Annotated in this window: 12 protein-coding genes; 9 read left to right on the forward strand and 3 right to left on the reverse strand. The window is 48.1% G+C overall.

The annotated features are described in order from the left end of the window. Window positions 1–41: 41 nt before the first annotated feature. Complete coding sequence (locus H6570_06895) at window positions 42–713, reverse strand: YigZ family protein (GenBank protein ID MCB9318990.1); 672 nt, start codon at window positions 711–713, stop codon at window positions 42–44. A 38-nt stretch (window positions 714–751) separates the two neighbouring features. Beyond that, window positions 752–1,900, reverse strand: coding sequence for an N-methyl-L-tryptophan oxidase (gene solA, locus H6570_06900; protein ID MCB9318991.1), 1,149 nt, complete (start codon window positions 1,898–1,900; stop codon window positions 752–754). Window positions 1,901–1,980: 80 nt separating this feature from the next. Here solA and H6570_06905 point away from each other — a divergent pair, with 80 nt between their 5' ends. From H6570_06905 to H6570_06925, 5 genes are all read left to right on the forward strand, one after another. Beyond that, window positions 1,981–2,529, forward strand: a complete 549-nt coding sequence (locus H6570_06905) for a DUF1599 domain-containing protein (GenBank protein MCB9318992.1) — start codon at window positions 1,981–1,983, stop codon at window positions 2,527–2,529. Next, window positions 2,526–3,998, forward strand: coding sequence for a hypothetical protein (locus H6570_06910; GenBank protein MCB9318993.1), 1,473 nt, complete (start codon window positions 2,526–2,528; stop codon window positions 3,996–3,998). The genes H6570_06905 and H6570_06910 overlap by 4 nt, the downstream gene beginning before the upstream one ends. 104 nt (window positions 3,999–4,102) lie before the next feature. Continuing rightward, entirely contained in the window at window positions 4,103–5,035 is a 933-nt protein-coding gene (gene nusB, locus H6570_06915; GenBank protein ID MCB9318994.1) for a transcription antitermination factor NusB, read from the forward strand. Window positions 5,036–5,043: 8 nt separating this feature from the next. Then, window positions 5,044–6,576: a glutamine-hydrolyzing GMP synthase gene (gene guaA, locus H6570_06920; protein ID MCB9318995.1), complete on the forward strand. Its 1,533-nt coding sequence runs from the start codon at window positions 5,044–5,046 to the stop codon at window positions 6,574–6,576. Beyond that, the gene (locus tag H6570_06925; protein ID MCB9318996.1) at window positions 6,533–7,954 is read left to right on the forward strand and encodes a hypothetical protein; all 1,422 of its coding nucleotides are present in this window, start codon (window positions 6,533–6,535) and stop codon (window positions 7,952–7,954) included. The genes guaA and H6570_06925 overlap by 44 nt, the downstream gene beginning before the upstream one ends. Here H6570_06925 and H6570_06930 read toward each other — a convergent pair. Next, window positions 7,951–9,153 carry a pyridoxal phosphate-dependent aminotransferase gene (locus H6570_06930; GenBank protein ID MCB9318997.1) on the reverse strand — a complete coding sequence of 401 codons (1,203 nt, stop codon included), beginning with the start codon at window positions 9,151–9,153 and terminating at the stop codon, window positions 7,951–7,953. The genes H6570_06925 and H6570_06930 overlap by 4 nt on opposite strands. Before the next feature lie 85 nt (window positions 9,154–9,238). Here H6570_06930 and H6570_06935 point away from each other — a divergent pair, with 85 nt between their 5' ends. The 4 genes from H6570_06935 (at window position 9,239) to H6570_06950 (ending at window position 20,290) form a co-directional block, all read left to right on the forward strand. Then, entirely contained in the window at window positions 9,239–10,024 is a 786-nt protein-coding gene (locus H6570_06935; GenBank protein ID MCB9318998.1) for a glycosyltransferase, read from the forward strand. Further along, window positions 10,021–11,565: an acyl-CoA carboxylase subunit beta gene (locus H6570_06940; GenBank protein ID MCB9318999.1), complete on the forward strand. Its 1,545-nt coding sequence runs from the start codon at window positions 10,021–10,023 to the stop codon at window positions 11,563–11,565. The genes H6570_06935 and H6570_06940 overlap by 4 nt, the downstream gene beginning before the upstream one ends. Window positions 11,566–11,775: 210 nt before the next feature. Beyond that, window positions 11,776–14,085 carry a glycoside hydrolase family 3 C-terminal domain-containing protein gene (locus H6570_06945; GenBank protein ID MCB9319000.1) on the forward strand — a complete coding sequence of 770 codons (2,310 nt, stop codon included), beginning with the start codon at window positions 11,776–11,778 and terminating at the stop codon, window positions 14,083–14,085. Between the two features lie 220 nt (window positions 14,086–14,305). Then, window positions 14,306–20,290 (forward strand): lamin tail domain-containing protein, encoded by a 5,985-nt coding sequence (locus H6570_06950; GenBank protein MCB9319001.1) that lies wholly within the window; start codon window positions 14,306–14,308, stop codon window positions 20,288–20,290. The last annotated feature ends 99 nt before the right edge of the window (window positions 20,291–20,389 follow it).

Consider the following 20,389-nt stretch of genomic DNA (forward strand, 5'->3'; position numbering starts at 1 on the left):
GTTTTATCCAGGTTCGACTGGGGGAGTTCTCGCACATCTCTTTATTTACCTTCATCCTTATCAGCGGAAGCCAGGAAGATCCCTTTTTCAACGAGTTTCTGATCCATATCCTCTGCCATTCCGTCAAATCCGGCCAAATGACTTTTCATCTGGTGAATACGCTTGTCTGCTTCTGCCAGTGGTAATTCAAATTCAATGAGGCCCCGATCGGTATATTTTTCAGCAAGGGTTGAGGCATGGATTCTTGCGAGGGACTGCATGATTTCTCCGGATACAGCATACGGAAACTGGATTTGAAACGGAGTCATAACGATCCGGGTAACAATCTCAGCCTGCGTAAGAGCATCTTGTGCAGCCGTTTTGTAGGCTTGAATAAGTCCGGAAGCCCCGAGTTTGGTGCCGCCAAAATAACGAACGACCACGATCAGGGTATCGGTCACCTCGAAAGATAACAATTGACCCAGAATCGGCTTGCCCGCTGTTGCAGATGGTTCACCGTCATCATTAGCCCGGTACAGACTTCCATCTGTATTTATCCGGTAGGCATAGCAATAATGGCGCGCTTTGGGATGCTCTTTGCGTAACTGCTCGAGGTGATCTTTGACCTCCTCTTCGGATGATACCGGATAGGCATAGGCGATAAATTTACTGCCTTTTTCCTTGTACAGCCCCGAGGCTGGACTGCCAATGGTTTGATAAGAGCCTGGCTGCATGGACTCAAAGTTAGCCAATTTCCCGGTGGCTCCTCCCGTCAGGAAAACCGTGATGTGGAAAGGAAATCTACAGGGTGGGAAGTCGATCCGTTGATGGCCAGATCAGCCAGTATTTCTCCGATGACTGGTGCAAATTTAAACCCATGACCACTGAATCCGGCGGCAAACCAGGCGTTATCGGTGTAGGGTACCCGGTCGATTAAAAAATGTTCATCGGGTGACATGGTGTACATGCAATTTTGAAATGTGGACCAGGAACCCTGAATAGCCCCGAGGTACTTATGCAGGCCATAATCCAGGGCTTCCTTTTCAGTATTCTTGAGTTTCTGGTCTTTCTCTTCTGGACGAATTTCAAATCCAGGAAAATGGTGTGCCATCTTTAATCCATCCGGACTTCCAAATTCCTGTTCCGGCAATTCCGGAAATCCATAGAAAGATCCACCGTGCAGATCATCAGCCAGAATCCAGCATGGCATATGATCCAGTGCACAATCTGGGCCACCTGTCTTCTTCAGCCAGGCAAGTACCTGTCGGGTGACTTTTAAAGGGACCTGAAGCTGACTCAGGAATTGGGCGGACCAGGCTCCGGCAGTGATGATCAACTGCTGACACGAATAGATATCCCGATTGGTGTGCACAGACCAACCGTCACCGCTATGGACAAAATCGGTCATCCATTCATCAATATGGATTAAAGCGCCCCGGGCCTGGGCAATTTCTGCCATCACCTGAATTGATTTCTCCGGTCGCAGAAAGCCGGCCTCCGGTTCAAGATAGGTATGGTAGTCTTCCGGAAGAGTAAATGCAGGAAAGTCTCGCAACTGGTCCTGCCGGGAGATTTTCTCAAAAGGGATGTTATACAAGTCCGCCGATCTTAAGCTTCCCGCGATAAGGTCCTGATCAGGCCGGCCATGATAAAGTAGCCCGGTCTGGTAATACAGGTTGGTACGTGCTTCTCCTTCGAGCTCGTTCCAAAGCTCATATGCTTTGATGAGGAGAGGGACATAGTCCGGATGTTCAAAATACGCTTTGCGAATGAGTCTTGACTGACCCAGATGAGACCCTTTGGTATGCCCGATCTGGTAGCGTTCCAAGCCCAGGACCGATACATCGCGTTTAGCCAGGTGATAGCAGGTTGCAGCACCCATAGAACCGACTCCTGCAACAATTACATCAAAACTTTTCATGGTTATCGAGTTTCTGAAAACAGGATCCTGAAATCATCCAAATCTAAGCCTCAATCCTTTATATTTGCAAAAAATCTAAAGTGAACCAAACGCTTGCCGCTTTCGATGCAGTCATACTGGAATGCCAGGATATCTTTGTCAAAAAGACCAAGGATTATGGCACTGCCTGGCGAATCTTGCGGCCGGCCTCGCTCACCGATCAGATTTTCATCAAAGCAAAGCGCATCCGTAATTTACAATCAAATCTGGAGCAAAAAGTTGACGAAGGAATGGATGTTGAGTTTGTCGGGATCATCAATTATGCCCTGATGGCATTGATCCAGCTTAAACATCCCCCACAGGATCCGGATTATAAGGTGGATCCGGAGCAAGCCATGCAATGGTACCGGGAAGAAGCTTCCGAAATCAAAACCTTGCTGGAACGAAAAAATCATGATTACGGAGAAGCCTGGCGAGATATGCGTGTCGCCTCAATGACCGACTTGATATTAATGAAACTACTCCGCATCAAAGAAATCGAAGACAATGCGGGTTTTACCCTGATCAGCGAAGGCCTGGATGCCAACTATCAGGATATTATCAACTACGCAGTCTTTTGTTTGATTAAGCTTAAAGAACACGACATATGACACTTTTAAACCTGGTCCTGCTTATAACGGGAATTGCTCTGGTGATCACGTTATTACTGGTTTTGGTTTTGAAAAAGCAAAAAAAGACCTGGGTAAGTTTTTTACAAAACTGGACCGGAGTGCTTTTCATCATTTCAGGTTGGGTAAAAGCCATTGACCCGATGGGTACTGCTTTCAAAATGGAAGAGTATTTTGCGGAGTTTCAGGCTGCTTTGGAGCCCACCTGGTTGAGCTTTCTGGCAAAATCATTTCCCTGGTTTGCTGAACACAGCATTGGCTTCAGTGTCTTTATGATCGTATTGGAAATCGTGCTTGGATTTGCACTCATCCTGGGATGGAAACCCAAGCTTACCAGTTGGTTGTTTTTCCTCATCGTGCTGTTTTTCCTTGCGCTGACTGGTTTTACCTTCCTGACGGGTTATGTGCCGGGTAACAATACATTTTTTGAATTCAGCGCATGGGGACCGTGGGTTAAGGAACAGATGCGGGTTACCGATTGCGGGTGTTTTGGTGACTTTTTAGTGCTTGATCCCCGGACATCGTTCTTCAAGGATGTCGTACTGATGTTCCCGGCTATCCTGTTCCTGTTTCAGCAGAAAAACTTCCATCAATTGCTGACGGCGCCGATCCGGCATGGCATCATTGCATTAGCCACCGTAGGGCTGACTTATTTCTGTCTGAGTAATTACCTGTGGAACCTCCCGTCCGCCGACTTCAGACCTTTCAAAGAAGGTACTGATGTTTATACCCGGCGCAATGCTGAGATTGAGGCCATGAGTAGCAGACAGATTACCGGCTATCAGTTGACCAATAAGGAAACCGGAAAAGTTGTAGAGCTGCCTTATGAAGAATACATGGCTAATCTGGCCAATTATCCCAAGACCGATTGGAGTGCTGAACAGATTTTGAGTGAACCCGCCATCCAGCCAACGAAAATATCCGATTTTGCGGTTTACGACGAAGAGGGCAATGAGATAACCGAAGACCTGCTTACGGATCCGGACTATAATTTCATGGTGGTCTCCTACATGCTGAAAGCTGGCGAATCGACCCGGTCAGTCACCATTCAGGACACCGTCTGGAAGTTGGACACTGTCCTGGTAGGAGACAGCACTGATCTTGTCCGGTCGTTTGACGTCCAGCCCAAAGAAGTTACGGAAGTAACCTATCACTGGGATCCGGGATTATTAAAAAAGTATGCCAAGCTTAAACCATTTGTCGATGCAGCTAAAGGTGCGGGAATTAAGGTGTATGTCGTGGCTGGCGGTGCGAGTACCGAGAAAAGAGCAGCTTTCCGGGATGCAACTGGAGTGGATGTGCCCTTCTATGAGGCCGATGATATATTATTAAAAACAATTATTCGTTCTAATCCCGGAATTGTTTTGATGAAACAGGGTGTGGTCATCAAGAAGTGGCACATAAACAAACTTCCTTCATTTACAGATGTAGAGAAAAGTTGGATGCAGTGAACGGATCGGAACACATTTCAAAAAAATGATTGAGATTGCCTTCCGGTTATCACACAAAAATTGACTTTCTTTGCGTTTTATCCAGGACATGACTAAAGCGTTTCATGTTAAGTAGAAGAAATATCCGAGTAAAAGTAATGCAGGCGCTCTATGCGCTCAACAGAGACGAAGAACTAACCATCGCGCAGGCATTACGTGCCTACGAGACAAGTACTGAAAATTCGTTCGTTCTGTACCTGTTCAATATCTACACGCTATTGCAGATCTGCCGGTTTGCCAAAGTAGATGCCCAGAAGCGGCATGCAAAGTACCTGCCTTCAGAAGAAGACCTTAAATTCACCGATAAGTTTTATACAAATGCCCTGATTCAGAGCCTGGTAAAACATACCCAGCTGCAGAAGAAGATCAAGGATTTGCATTTCGAAACAAGGTTGGATCAGGATCTCATTCGCAAGATGTACAAAGACTTTTCCAATGAGGAAGTCTACAAAGCCTACATTCAGAAGGAGGTAACAACTGAGGAAGACCATGTAGACATACTCCATGAACTGTACCGGTTCATCCGGAGGAGCGAAGTGTTCAATGAAATGGTAGAAGATCTCTATGCAACCTGGGAAGACGATAAATCCCTTGTGGTCGGTGCCGTTAAAAAAACCTTGAAGGCTTTACCGGCAGCAAGTGATTTTCTGGAAGAATACCAGGTGCAAAGTGAAACGTATCAGTTTGGAATTCAATTGCTCAACCGGACCGCGCAGGACGACACCAAGATCCAGGAGATATTTGAACCCACATTAAAAAATTGGGATGTCGAAAGGTTGGCATTGATAGATACCATACTAATCAAAATGGCGATCGCTGAATTCCTGTATTTCAAGAGCATACCCACGAAAGTGACCTTAAACGAATACGTCGAAGTCTCTAAGCAATACAGTACTGCCAAGAGTAAAGACTTTATCAATGGCATCCTGGACAAGGTAATGAAGCAACTCCAGGATGATGGATTAATTAAGAAGGAGGGCAGGGGACTGCTCGATTAATCGTTCCTATGGATCAGAAGGTTTTGATTTTGGATTTTGGGTCGCAATACACCCAACTCATTGCCCGTAGAGTTCGTGAGGCCAATGTATATTGTGAAATACAGCCCTACAATTTCACCATTTCCCACCCGGAAGAATGGCAGGCCATTATTCTGTCCGGAAGTCCGTATTCGGTTCAGGATGCGGAAGCGCTGCATGTCAATATTGATCATGTTTTGGGTCATACGCCGGTCCTTGCGGTATGTTACGGGGCTCAGTATATTGCTCAGCAATTGGGAGGTGAAGTGAAACGATCCCAAAAAAGGGAATATGGCAAAGCCGAGCTGAATATTCTGCTCGAAGATCCCATTTTTACAAATCTGGACAAAAACAGTCAGGTCTGGATGTCCCATGCTGATACCATTCTGGAGATCCCGGAAGGTTATGAACTCTTGGCCAGTACGGATGGCATACCGGTCGCTGCTTTCAGGGGCAACCGTCACGGACAGCCCGTCTATGGGTTGCAGTTCCACCCTGAGGTGACCCATACCCTTCAGGGGAAGCAGATCCTGAGCAATTTCCTCTACCGTATTGCCGGATGTAAGCCGGATTGGACACCGGATTCTTTTATCCAGGAGAGCGTGCGTCAGATCAGAGAGGAAGTAGGAGACCAGAAAGTGATCATGGCCATATCGGGTGGAGTCGATTCGACGGTGTGTGCCTATCTGGTACAGGAGGCGATCGGAGATCAGCTTACCTGCATCTTCGTCGATAACGGATTGCTCAGAAAGAACGAATTTACCCAGGTCCTGGATGCCTACCATGAACATGGCTTACAAGTCATTGGAGTTGATGCCCGTCACCGGTTTTGGGATGGGTTGCACGGAGTTTCGGATCCGGAAACCAAACGCAAGATCATCGGAAAGACCTTTATAGAAGTGTTTGACGAAGAAGCTCATAAGCTGACCGGTATCAGCTGGTTGGCTCAGGGTACCATCTATCCTGACGTCATCGAAAGCTTATCCGTACATGGGCCAAGCGCTACCATCAAGTCGCATCACAATGTGGGTGGATTGCCGGATACACTGAATCTGAAACTGCTGGAACCCCTGCGGTTTCTGTTTAAGGACGAAGTAAGACAAGTTGGTCTGGCACTGGGCGTTCCCCCCTCCATCATCAGCCGTCATCCATTTCCGGGTCCCGGATTGAGTATACGTATCCTGGGAGCGATTACAGAAGATAAGATCAGGTTATTGCAGGAGGCAGATGACATTTTCATTCGAAACCTGAAGGAAAGTGGATGGTATAACCAGGTATGGCAGGCGGCTGTGATCCTGCTGAATGCCCAGTCAGTAGGTGTCATGGGTGATGAGCGTACCTATGAGTTTGTTGTTGCTCTGCGCGCTGTCAATTCTGTCGATGGTATGACCGCCGAATGGAGTAAATTGCCCCATGAACTCCTGGCTAAAGTGAGTAATGAAATCATTAATCAGGTAAAAGGGATAAATCGAGTGGTCTATGACATCAGCACGAAACCGCCGGCTACCATTGAATGGGAGTAAAGGGTATATGCGTATCGTCATTTTTTGTTTCACCGTTTTGCTGGCTGGGAGTTGTTCATTTACCAAAAAAACGACGACTACCAAACCGGCGACGACGGGCAGCCCAACCCACACGGCTGGGCATGTTTACAATCCCAAAACTGGCCAATGGGAACCTGCCAATCCGGATAATACACGGGTTGATACATTAACCTGGGGTGACCTCCCCGAGCCGGCTCCTGTTGAGGACCAGACTTTTGAGGATTTAAGGCCGGAATCGAATCGAAAGGATCGGTATCAGGTTTCCTTATTACTGCCTCTTCAGTCTCAGGACATCTCTACCGGGTCGGACAAAGTCCCAGTCATTACAGAAAAATTCATCCAGTACCTGATTGGTTATGAACAGGGAGTAAAAAAGCTGGAGCGTGAAGGTATTTATCTGGATACCAAGGTATTTGATACGGAAAACTCCCAGAAAGAAGTGAGTCAGATCATAAAAGATCCAACCTTTGAAAAAACCGATCTGATCCTGGGGCCATACCGTCGAAACATGGTAGAAGAAATGGCGGACTATGTAAAAACAAAACAGGTGCCCATGGTTACCCCATGGACCAGTTTTAGCCAGTTTGGAGTGGATAATCCTTTTTATGTTCTCAGTAAACCAGGCTATCAGTCACACTGTCAATTTATTATGGACGATATCAGTCACCGGTATCCGAATGCACAGGTTTTTTTAGTGTACCGGGAAGGTGAAGAGTATTTCAAGAACTTCTTTGGTGATGAAACCAAATACATTTCTTTTGTGGTGCATGATGAGACCATGGATCTCCAGAATACATTCCCCGATTCGGTAGTTACCGCTAACCGCCCGAATGTGTTTATCATCCCTCACTTCCGGTTTGCAGAATCCGAGCGGCGTTTTGTTTATGCCATGTTGCGTAAAATCGGAATCATACCACCTGAATATCAGGTGACCACCTACATATTGCCTCAGATGAAATCTTTGGCTGAGACCGACTACGATCTGTTTAATCAAAGCAGGATTTACATATTGGAGACGGGCATGACACGGACTGCCAGCCCGGATTACCAGACCCTGAAGCGGTATTTCCAAAATGAGTTTAACACATTTGTGACCGAAGATGCTCTGGAAGCATATGATCAGATCGTATTTGCCGGAAGAATGTTAAAAAAGCATGGCACTCAATTCCAATATTATCTGGAAGGGGAATCATATGACGATCCGGTTTATATGCAATTTGAATTTAAACCCGTCTATCCATCCGGGCAGCCCAGATCTGCTGAAGAAACGGGCGTTGACCAAATCCAATATTTTGAAAATCAACACTTTGAGCTGATCCAGCTCAAGGATTTTCAATTTGTACGCGTACAGAATTAGTGTAGTGCGGTCAGCGCATTTTTTATCCGGTCGGCTGCATCGATGATCTCTTCGTCAGACGCTGCATACGAGATACGAATGCAATCGGGGGCGCCGAAAGCTTCACCGGAAACAATGCCAACATGTGCCTTTTCAAGAATGTATTCCGCAAAATCATCGGCATTGTGAATGGTTTGTGAGCCATCACTTTTGCCAAAATATGCGCTGATATCCGGAAGCAGATAGAATGCTCCCAGCGGTTTGTTGGTGCGAATGCCCGGTATCTCAGAAAATTTCTTTATGATCAGATCCCGACGGTGGAGGAATGCTTTGTTCATCTCGAAGGTCGCGGTCAGGTCTGATTCAAGGCCGAATTTTGCAGCCCGTTGTGCGAAGGAAGATGCGCCTGAAGTGACCTGGCCCTGGATTTTGCTGCAAGCAGCTGCCAGCCAGGCGGGAGCGGCCATAAATCCGAGACGCCATCCCGTCATCGCGAATCCCTTGGAGAATCCATTGACCGTAATGGTACGGTCTAACATGCCGGGAAGGCTACCGATGCTATGGTGTTTTTCTCCAAAATTGATGAACTCATAGATTTCGTCGGAGACGATCATGAGGTTGGGATGGGAAAGGATAATTTTTGCAAATGCTTCCAGCTCTTCTTTCGAAAATACAGAACCGGAAGGATTACAGGGTGATGAAAACAACACAAACTTGGTACGGTCAGTAATGGCAGCCGCCAGCTGACCTGCGCTCACTTTAAAATCCTGCTCAATGCCTGCGGTTAGGATTACCGCTTTACCACCCACAAATTCAACGATATCTTTATAGGAAACCCAGTAGGGAGCTAAAATAACAGCTTCGTCACCCGGGTTCAGGAGGGTCATGGCAATATTGGCAATAGATTGTTTGGCACCATTGCTTACCACGATCTGGTTGGGGGCATAATCCAGGCCATTATCCCGTTTCAGCTTCTGGCAAATCGCCTGACGAAGGTCTTCAAAGCCGGGAACCGGTGAATATTTTGTCCAACCTTCATCCAATGCTTTCTTGGCAGCTTCCTTTATATGTTCCGGTGTGTCAAAATCAGGTTCACCGATACTCAGGTTGATGACGCTGATTCCTTTTGCTTTAAGCTCCCTGGTTTTCTGTGCCATGCGAAGGGTAGCTGACTCGGTCATTTGCTGAACGCGGGTTGAAAGCATTTGATTTGGATCCATTTTGTTTTAGTTTTACCGCCGCAAATGTAACGAACTGATGCATCAGTTGTTGGCTAAAGCGATATAAAAAAAGACCATATCTACAATGCCTGAGGACGTCTCACCGTCAAACCCGAAAGCTCAAAAGTGGCCATCGCTTAGCATTGTGGTTCCCTGTTTTAATGAACTTGATCGCCTGGATGCATTACACCGGGAGCTTCTGGCATTCCTTGAAAGGTGGGATAGCACCGTGCAGATCATCCTGGTCGACGATGGTTCCAGGGACCAGAGTTATGATAAAATGAAACACTTGTTTGGCGAAATGAAGCCGGCGGAAGTGGAACTTATTCATTATCCGGATAACCAGGGTAAAGGTTATGCACTTCAGGCTGGGATTCAGGCAGCCCACCACCGGTATGTGCTGACCATGGATGCAGATGTCGCTACCTCTCCCATGATGCTCCTGAAGTGGTTTACCGAACCGGAACTTATTGATCCGGGTACGATCTACATCGGGTCGCGGGAGCATCGGAGTTCCCACATCCGGGTGCCCGGGATACGTAAGTGGTCCGGGAGACTTTTTAATCTTTTCACCCGGGTCAGCAGCGGTATTCCATACCGGGATACCCAGTGTGGATTCAAGTGGTATCCTTCGGATTATGCACATGAGCTGTTTGCTAATTTGATTACCTTCGGATGGGCACATGATATCGAAATCTTGTGGAAAGCCCGCAAAATGCACTGGCGAATCCGGGAGATGCCGGTTGATTGGGATCATCAAACCAATTCCAAGATAAAATTGCTTTCCGATGGCCTGAAGATGGGGTGGGAAGTACTCCGGCTGCGTGTGCATTTTTGGAAACAATCGGTTTTCAAATCCGATAATACATGAAAAAGGGAATTGATACACTGAAGGCTAAGATAGCTGAAGCCCGTAAGGGCGGAGGAGAACACCGCATTGAGCACCAACACCAGAAAGGCAAGCTGACAGCCCGGGAGCGAATTGAAGTGCTTCTGGATCAGAATACCTTTGAGGAATTAGGCATGCTGGTCACCCACCGCTCGGTGGATTTTGGCATGGATAAAGAGAAGTATTACGGTGACGGAGTGATTACCGGTTATGGCACGATCCACAACAGGCCTGTATACGTGTTTTCTCAGGATTTTACGGTCTTCGGAGGTTCATTGTCGGAAGCACATGCCGAGAAGGTTTGCAGGATCATGGATCTGGCACTTGCCAACGGGGTCCCTTTGATTGGATTAAACGACTCCGGAGGGGCACGCATTCAGGAAGGAGTGGTATCTCTGGGTGGCTATGCAGATATCTTTTACCGCAATACCATTGCTTCGGGAGTCATTCCCCAGATATCGGCCATCATGGGCCCTTGTGCCGGCGGCGCCGTGTATAGTCCGGCTATCACCGACTTTATCTTTATGGTGGACCACACTTCTTACATGTTTGTGACCGGACCCAATGTGGTTAAAACGGTTACCAATGAGACAATAACTTCGGAAGACCTGGGAGGAGCCATGACCCACGCCAGTCACTCCGGAGTCGCCCATCTGGTAGCAGAAAATGATGTGGAGTGCCTCCAGTCCATCCGAAGGCTGATGACCTATATACCACAAAGCCACGAACAGAAGACGCCTGACGTGCCCTATGCTCTGATGTCGAATGAATTGAGGCCGGTACTTAATACGATCATGCCAGATAATCCTCAGCAGCCCTACGATATGAAGGAAATCATCCGGGGTATCATAGATCAGGATTCCTTTTTTGAACTTCATGCGAAATATGCTGAAAATATTGTCATAGGTTTCGGACGTATCGGAGGGCAAAGCATTGGAATTGTAGCCAATCAGCCAGGACATCTGGCAGGGGTCCTGGATGTCAACAGCAGCAAAAAAGGAGCTCGCTTTGTACGTTTTTGTGATGCGTTCAACATTCCATTACTCGTATTGGTTGATGTGCCCGGATTTCTTCCCGGGAAAGATCAGGAATGGAATGCGATCATCACCAATGGCGCAAAATTGTTGTATGCATTCAGTGAGGCGACCGTGCCTCGGATCACCATCATCACCCGCAAAGCCTACGGAGGAGCTTACGATGTGATGAATTCCAAGCACATCGGAGCTGACTTCAATTATGCCTGGCCTACCGCGGAGATTGCAGTCATGGGCGCCAAGGGGGCTACTGAAATCATATTCAAGAAGGAGATTGCCAGTGCTGAAGATCCCACCGCAAAGCTGGCTGAAATGGAAGCCAAATACGCGAATAAATTTGCCAATCCATATCTGGCTGCCGAACGAGGTTATGTGGATGAAATTATTGAACCACAGATTACCCGTGTAAAGCTCCTGAAATCCTTTGCGATGCTTCGCAATAAACAAACCAGGATGCCCTCCAAAAAGCACGGCAACATTCCATTGTAACAATTTGTTACAATTAAGTATTTTTGCCTGGATTGAGGATAGTCTCAATAGGTTTGTCTTTTAATTTATCCAATTATGAATGCGAGAATTTCGTCGGTTTGGACTTATGGCTTAGGTCTGATCCTCCTTTTCGGCCTTGGTGCCTGCGCTTCTCCGGAATCGCCGCAGCAGGCTGATCAACAACAAAACATACAAGACATCATTAACAAAATGTCCCTGGAACAGAAGGCTGAATTGGTTATCGGTACGGGAATGTTTTTCCCCGGTTTGCCGGATTCGGTAGCTGCGATGTTTGGCAATCGTGAACGCACGATGGACAGCGCGTATTATCCGATGGTGGACCGGGTACGTAAAGTGCTGCCCGGCGCGGCGGGTTTTACTGCCGAGTTCCCGGAATTGGGGATTACCACCCAGGTGCTGGCCGACGGACCTGCTGGTTTGCGGGTGTCACCACAGCGGGAAGGGGAAACACGCACCTATTATTGTACGGCATTTCCGATCGCTACCTTGCTGGCTTCAACCTGGGATACCGAACTGGTTGAGAAAGTAGGAGAAGCCATGGGCAATGAAGTTTTGTCCTACAATGCAGATGTCCTCCTTGGTCCCGGGATGAATATTCAGCGGGATCCCTTATGTGGCCGGAATTTTGAATATTACTCGGAAGATCCTTTGGTGACCGGCAAAATGGCTGCAGCCATGGTGGCTGGCGTTCAATCCAATGGGGTCGGAAACTCGATCAAACATTTTGCGGCTAACAACCAGGAAACACAACGGCAATCGGTGAATACCATCGTGAGTGAGAGAGCCCTCCGTGAAATTTACCTGCGGGGATTTGAGATCGCCGTGACGGAATCCAAACCCTGGACCGTCATGACTTCCTACAATCTGATTAATGGTACCTACGCCGCAGAAAGTAAAGACCTGATAACAAACATTCTCCGCAAAGACTGGGGCTTCGACGGTTATGTCATGACCGACTGGGGTGGTGGCAGTGATGTGGTAGCGATGATGGAAGCCGGAAATGACCTGATCATGCCCGGTACCGAACAATACTACCACGACGTGGTCAAAGCGGTTCAGGATGGGAAATTGCAGGAATCGGTGCTAGATGAGAATGTACGGCGGATCCTGACCATCATGATGCGTTCACCCAAGCAGAAAGGAATACATCCTTCCGACAATCCGGACCTCAAAGCACATGCCGAGGTGACCCGCCAAGCTGCCACAGATGGTTTTGTACTCTTGAAAAATGACCATAATGCATTGCCTTTGCCTGCAGGTACTGCCGATATCGCTGTTTTTGGTACGACCTCCTATGAGTTTATATCAGGAGGTACCGGAAGTGGGGATGTCAATGAAGCCTATACCATATCGCTGATCGATGGCCTGAAAAATGGCGGATTGGTCAACGATGCAGAACTGACCAAAATATACCAGGATTATATTGCCGATTTCCGGTCCAAGCAACCTGCTCCCCGGAATTTCTTTGAAGCATTTATGAGTGGTAACCGGCCACCCGCAGAGATGGAAGTAACCAAGGCGTTAGCCGGAAAGATGGCAAAGCAGGCTGATGTGGCCCTGATCACGATTGGTAGAAATGCCGGCGAGGGTGGGGACCGCAAAGCAGAACCCGGAGACTTTTATCTCTCCGCCACGGAAAAAAGTATGATCGATAATGTCTCCCGGGCATTCCAGGCAGAAGGCAAAAAGGCCATTGTGATCCTGAATATTGGTGGTGTGATCGAAACCGCCAGTTGGAGGGATGCTCCTGATGCCCTGCTATGCGTCTGGCAACCCGGTCAGGAAGCAGGAAACTCTGTTGTGGATATTCTGAAAGGCAACAGCAACCCTTCCGGGAAACTGGCTGTAACGTTCCCGCTGAATTACGATGATGTACCTTCATCCAAGAATTTCCCGGGTACTGCAGTAGAATCCGGACTTAAAGATGCACCGGATCTGTCCGGAGTTTCGTTTATGCGCCGCATTCCATGGCAGGTAACCTATGAAGAGGACATCTACGTAGGCTATCGGTATTATGCTACCTTCCAGAAACCAGTGGCTTATCCGTTTGGCTATGGCTTAAGCTACACCACCTTTGAATACAGTAATCTGGAATTAAGCTCCGGTGAATTCAACGATGCCATCAGTGTTACAGTAGATGTTAAAAATACCGGACAGGTAGCTGGTCGTGAAGTCGTGCAGGTTTACCTGTCCGCACCTTCTGTCAAGCTTGAAAAGCCTGCCATGGTCCTGGTGGATTTTGGAAAAACCCATACCCTTGCCCCGGGTGAATCGCAGAAACTGACCTTTACCATTGAACCCCGTGATCTGTGCTCTTTTGATGAAGCGGCATCTGCATGGGTTGCAGAAGCTGGGGATTACGGAGTGAAAGTGGGCGATTCTTCTGAACGGATTTTGCTGAACGGGAAGTTTACACTTGCTTCAGATCGTACCGTCCAGTCGGTGACTAAATCGCTGGCTCCGCAAGTGCCCATTCATAAACTTTTTACTACCCGTTAGAGACTAATTGAGAGTAGTTGATATTTACCAATTGCTCTGTGAGGTTAAATACGGCGAGTCGGGAATCCCTGACTCGCTGTTTTTATTTGGATAAACGTGGATTTCTCTAAATATGCCTGACTTCATTAATATTTTCAGGTTAACAGCTAATATTATAGCCGGATGCTTTTGTGGAAAAAAGGATAGATCGTAAGTTCGTAGCAGACAACCGACCTGAACCATGAACTTGCGCTATATACCCATTGCTGTCCTGTTCTTTCTTCCCTCTGCTATGGATTTATTAATCAGTCAATCCTGTTCAGACTTATACATTTCCGAATACATCGAGGGTAGTTCCAACAACAAATGTATCGAAATCTATAACCCCACACCCAACAGCATAGACTTAAGCTCGACCGGATACGCATTGAAATTTTTCTTTAATGGGAGCACTTCGGCCGGTACCACCATCAATCTTGCCGGAATGCTGCCAGGCGGTGATGTATATGTGGTTTGCGACAATGATGCTGCCCCTGCCTTCCTGGCAGTAGCGGATCAAACGTCCACCTCTTCATTTTACAATGGGGATGATGCAGTTTTATTACTTAGAGGAACAGACACACTGGATATCATCGGAGTGATCGGAAATGATCCGGGCACAGCCTGGACAGGAAGTTCTGTCAGTACGTTAAATCAAACACTGGTCCGTCGACCAGGTGTCAAATCCGGAATAGTGTCAAATCCGGCCAGTTTTAATCCCAGTTTGGAGTGGATCTCCTATGCCCAGGATTTTGCGGGTAATCTCGGGGCCCATTATCAGGATCCTTGTCCCTGTACCGAATTGTATTTTTCGGAATACCTGGAAGGCAGCTCCAATAGTAAAGCATTGGAAATCTATAATCCCACCACCAATTGTGTGGATCTGGCGGAGTATACTGTATATCGTTTCAATAACGGATCTTCAACTGCTTTGGATTCCATGCATTTTAACCAAATGCTTTGCCCTGGAGAGGTTTATGTAATTGCCAATCCAAGTGCCGCTGCTCCTATTCTGAATGTAGCAGATACCACCCATACCATTACATTTTTCAATGGCGACGATGCCATCGTACTAAGCCACCTGACCAGGCAAATTGATATCATCGGTATCATTGGAGTCGATCCTGGCACCAACTGGCCGGTAGGTAGTGGCGCTACGTCTGAATTCACTCTGGTTCGTATGAGTTCTGTCAACAGTCCTACTATCGACTGGTCAGTAGGTGCGACGCAGTGGAATGTGTTTCCTCAAAATACCTTTGACTCTCTGGGGACTCATTTTCAAAATGCATGTAGTCTTTCTTGTGATTCCATGGTTGTTGTTACGGAAGGAATGAATCCATGTTCAGGTGCAATTGATGCATTATCCTATGGGCTGTTCTGGTACATACAAACCACCCAACCTGTTATGCAGATTTCCTCCACGCATGGTGCGGTAACCATGCAGATCGCTCCCGATACCCTTCTGGTATCCATGATGAATATTCCCAGCGGCGACCCGGCAGAAGTCGTACTGGTAGGAGGTGTCTGCGGAGATACGTTACGATTGCGGGATACCATATCCTGTGATGTATGCGACTTCATCCTGCCACCCAATGCCGGAGATGAGACGTTTTGTGGTGATCCTTCTCCAACAGTAGTCCCCACAGGTGGAGGATTTCCGGGTTTGAAGGTAACCAGTGATCTGTTTTTCTCCGAGTACACGGAAGGCAGTGGGTTTAATAAATGCCTGGAGCTATTTAATGGTACGGGGCAGAACATTGATCTGGCCTCCGGGTTCTATACGATAGACATTTACTTTAATGGAAATACCACCGCTACTTCACATGTCGACTTGACTGGAATCATCCCTGATCAGGGGACTTTTGTCATTTGTGATGACGGAGCAACTATGGCTTTCCTGAGCCTGGCGGATCTCATCGACAATAACTTAAGCTTTAATGGAGATGATGCTATCACGCTATCTCACAATGGGGTGATCATCGATGTCATCGGACAGATCGGCGTTGACCCGGGATCACAATGGGGTAGTGGAGTCCAGTCGACAGCGGATAATACGTTAATCCGCCGTCCTACTATTTTTAAAGGTGATGAGAATCCAGCTGATCCCTTCCTTCCTGCGACAGAATGGGACGGATTTGCCACCGATCATATGGCTGACCTGGGGATGCATACGTATTCTGCGATGGATACCCTACCGGAATATTACAATTTTTACGATGGTGACCCCGCCATGGGTGGTATGCTGATCGCGAGTGGGCCTTCCTTGTCGGTGGCTTCCAGTGCCAATGATTCCACGATTTATGTCACTGCACTTAGTATGGGTTGTGAAAGTGCAGCCGTGCCGCTGACATTCCGGAGCCTGCAGGTTGAATCACCATCCTGTCAGGATCTGGTCCACATCTCACTGACGACCGGGTGCGATCGCGAAATTCTTGTTGGTGATGTTCTCTCGGGTGCGTACTCCTGTACGGACGCCTTTGATTTAATCCTTACCAATACACAGGGAGTAAGCTTGGCCAGCCCATTAGTAAACCTGATGGATGTTGGCTCTTCATTTACGTACCGGATTCGGAATCGCTACGATGGAGCTACCTGCTGGGGTACCATTCAGGTTGAAAAGAAATTTCCACCGGTCATTGAATGCCGGGATGTAACCATTGCCTGCACAGATACATTGCCACTTCCTCCGGTACCCATTAGTTGCGACCCGTACATCCGTACAACTATTCACAATCAATCCTTCACACACGAAGATTGTGACAGCCGCTTTACCGGATACTATGACCGGTCCATTCTCGTCGAGGATGCGTGGGGGAATCAACAATCCTGTAATCAACGGATTTGGGTCGAAAAGGCAACACTGACCAACTTAATGTTCCCCGACGACGAGATCATTGAATGTCGGGATCCGGGTTTAACTTCCTTTGTGACCAGCACATTGGATGAAAATGGCTATTATCACCCCATACCTTATATCATCCAGGGTATTAACATTGGCTTGGTTGAAGCCCCAAGCATTGATGGCAATTACCTGGATCCCAGGATCGACCATTGCAACATCATAACCTTATTTGATGATGTTGTCCTGCCCGCTTGTGGCATGACCTATACGATACGGCGTAACTGGATTGTGAAAGACTGGTGTACCGGAGAAGAAATATCCGGCATCCAGTACATCCGTATCATTGATACACTCGCCCCCAAATTTGAAAAGTTTAATGCCCCGGAGGTTACCTACAATGTACACGATTGCAAAGCTGCGGCGACCTTTTATTGGCCGGAAATCAAATCGGAATGCTCCTCCATTCTGGACCTGAAGTGGCGTTACGAATTGTCGTATCAGGATCCTCAACATCCGGGTAAGGAAGTGGCAGTTTACGGAGAAGTAGCTTATCCGGATCCTGTTCATTTTTATCTGCCTTTTGGCAATCATGACATCCGTTTTGACCTAAGGGATGGCTGCGAGAACGACACGACTTTTTACTACAGATTATCCATCCAGGATGAGTTGCCTCCTGAGCCGGTTTGTGATGAGATAACTCAGGTCACACTTGACCCGGAACAGTGTTGGGCGCGGGTATATGCCAAAGACCTGGATGACGGAAGTCATGATGCCTGCTGTGATCGGTTGCATTTTGCGGTTGCGAATATGGACAGTGTTACCTATTGGAGAAATTACTGGCGGGACTATTTCTCAAGCTGCCTGGATCCTTATGACTATCACCACAATTACAATGCTATCGAAGCAGCGATCGAGGAATGGATCAATGTATTTGTGTTTGACGATTACATTGATGTGACTGAATGTGGAGAAGAACAACTTGTTTTGCGGGTTTATGAAGCATGTGGTTTGCCTGCGTACGATGATCATTTATTTAGTGGTGGCGAACACGAGTGGTTTTGGTGGAATCTTTCAGACCGTTTTGCCAGGTGGTATTGGTGGAGATTAAATGACTATATACACTACGGTGACCCGCGACCCCAGTTTGATTGTTCAACGGGCGATTTTGAATGGAAAAATCCAGTCGTCAGCGTACCCGGAGTGGGTAATTTCGGTGGCCCCTATGGTTATGAGAACTTTATTGACCGGATGGAGATTCCGGATGCAACTGCTCGTCTGGAATGGGAGTCTCGGGTAGGGGGACCATATCAGGGGGAAGTCTCGATTACCAAAACACTTCTTGGACAGACACGGTGGTATTTCTACCACCTTTATAATGACTGCATGATAAGGGTCCTCAAAGACGACAAGACACCGCCCTTGGTCATAGCACCTGAGGATGTGACGGTCTACTGTGATGGCGTACCTTACTGGTGGGAGCTGACGAAGCCTTATGCCGGAGGCACGAAGACCGCCACGGTTAAAGGGCATGGAGCCTCCTTTACGCATGATGTATGTGAAGGAGAAGATGCACTGGCTACGTATTGCGCAGATCCTTACATCTACCCAGTAGGATGGAACACTTCAGGTGCTCCGGTAGAAGTAACGACGGTGTGTTGCGTAGAGATCCCCTGGGATGGCGGAGACTTCGGCTACTATGGTGGCTCGGTATGCGGCGAGTCCAATTATGCCGGCGGCGTGAACTGTGATGAATACAGCTACTGGTATCACGATCACAACTGGCAGCCGATCTACTGCCGCTTGTGGCTGATGCTGGATCAATACGACAACCCGGATGGAGGCCACCCGAACCCGCAAAGTTACTTTGACGAGACGGCGGAAGACTGGGTGATCACGGACAACTGCTGGGCACCGGAAACGGAAGTGCAATACAGTGGCAGTCTGAACGAATGTGGGGTAGGGACGCTGACCAAGACGGTGACGGCTACCGACAAATGTGGTAACACAGCGTACGACACGCAGACGCTGTATGTGAAGCCACGCTCCGACTTTGAGGTGATCTTCCCGGCAGATGTGGTGGTGAATTGCACAGACCCGGGCAGCCTGGCGGCAGACCGCACGGGAGCGGGTTATCCGGAGATCAGCGACGACGACTGTGAGCTGATCGGGGTGACGTACTCGGATGAGCGTTACGATGTGACGGAAGGCTGCTACAAGATCTTAAGGACGTGGAAGCTGATCGACTGGTGTGTTTATTCACCGGATCTGCACAGCCGCTATCCGGATGTGATCGTGGACGACCGGTTGGTAGCGAGTGAGAGCAGATGCTGCATCCACCGCAATCTGAAGGATGACGGAGATGGTTACATGACCTATCTGCAGGTGATCAAAGTAATCGACGATGAAGCGCCGGTGATTGTATGCAATGAGCTGGAAGAGACATGCATCTACGACAACAACTGCGATGCAGCGACAGTCCGGTATGAGTTGCTGGTCTCAGGTACGGACAACTGTGCTGCTGAAGAGGAGATCCAGTACCGCTACACGGTATTGACCGGTGAGACGACTCCGGTAGCTTACGGACAAGGTCATGAGCTAAATGCAGATTTAGCAGTCGGCACCTATGGCGTCTGGCTGGTGGGTAAGGACCGCTGTGGGAACGAGGACAGTTGTTATACGTCCTTTACGATAAGAGACTGCAAGAACCCTACACCCTATTGTTACCATGGCATCGCTACAGTGGTGATGAGTCCATCGGGAGAAGTGGAGGTCTGGGCTACGGACTTTGATGCGGGCAGCTACGACAACTGTACGACGGCCGATAACCTGATCCTGAGCTTCACGGAAGACGGCGAGACCCCAAGCATAACCTTCACTTGTGCAGACATCCCGGATGGACGGTCACAGGAGATTGAAGTGGAGATCTGGGTGATCGACGAGTCGGGTAACAAAGACTTCTGTACGACGACGTTGTTGTTGCAGGACAATACGGGCAATGCCTGCCAGGACAGCAGTCCATTGACAAACTCCGGAACTGGATTAGCATCGCCGGGGCAAAAGGTTAAAGGAGAAGGGATAAGGACGCCAGAACTCTATCAGAATACGCCGAACCCATTCAGTGGTGAAACGAAGATCGGTTTCTGGTTGCCGGAAAGCATGACAGCCACGCTGAGGATCATGGATGTGACGGGTAAGGAGCTGTACCGGGTGACCGGCAATTATTCAGGAGGAAATCATTTGATTACCCTGGAGGCTGGCAGCATCCCGGAAGTGAAAGGAGTACTCTTTTACCAGTTGGAGACAATTTCAGGTGTTCTCAATAAACGGATGGTAAAGGTGGATTAACCGATGCTGACCGGTGCTGACCGACCGAAGGGAGCGTCAGTAGAAACGGAGAAAGGCGTGTTGAATAAGCGTATGGTGAAAGTGGATTAACCGATGCTG

The sequence above is a fragment of the Lewinellaceae bacterium genome (assembly GCA_020636135.1).
Classification (GTDB): Bacteria; Bacteroidota; Bacteroidia; order Chitinophagales; family Saprospiraceae; genus JAGQXC01.

Excerpts from the sequence above, each read along its gene's own strand:
- H6570_06925 (MCB9318996.1), top strand. The coding sequence starts at position 6,533 with ATGACATCAGCACGAAACCGCCGGCTACCATTGAATGGGAGTAAAGGG.
- H6570_06895 (MCB9318990.1), bottom strand. The coding sequence starts at position 713 with ATGCAGCCAGGCTCTTATCAAACCATTGGCAGTCCAGCCTCGGGGCTG.
- nusB (MCB9318994.1), top strand. The coding sequence starts at position 4,103 with ATGTTAAGTAGAAGAAATATCCGAGTAAAAGTAATGCAGGCGCTCTAT.
- guaA (MCB9318995.1), top strand. The coding sequence starts at position 5,044 with ATGGATCAGAAGGTTTTGATTTTGGATTTTGGGTCGCAATACACCCAA.
- H6570_06950 (MCB9319001.1), top strand. The coding sequence starts at position 14,306 with ATGAACTTGCGCTATATACCCATTGCTGTCCTGTTCTTTCTTCCCTCT.
- solA (MCB9318991.1), bottom strand. The coding sequence starts at position 1,900 with ATGAAAAGTTTTGATGTAATTGTTGCAGGAGTCGGTTCTATGGGTGCT.
- H6570_06940 (MCB9318999.1), top strand. The coding sequence starts at position 10,021 with ATGAAAAAGGGAATTGATACACTGAAGGCTAAGATAGCTGAAGCCCGT.
- H6570_06935 (MCB9318998.1), top strand. The coding sequence starts at position 9,239 with ATGCCTGAGGACGTCTCACCGTCAAACCCGAAAGCTCAAAAGTGGCCA.
- H6570_06930 (MCB9318997.1), bottom strand. The coding sequence starts at position 9,153 with ATGGATCCAAATCAAATGCTTTCAACCCGCGTTCAGCAAATGACCGAG.
- H6570_06910 (MCB9318993.1), top strand. The coding sequence starts at position 2,526 with ATGACACTTTTAAACCTGGTCCTGCTTATAACGGGAATTGCTCTGGTG.
- H6570_06945 (MCB9319000.1), top strand. The coding sequence starts at position 11,776 with ATGTCCCTGGAACAGAAGGCTGAATTGGTTATCGGTACGGGAATGTTT.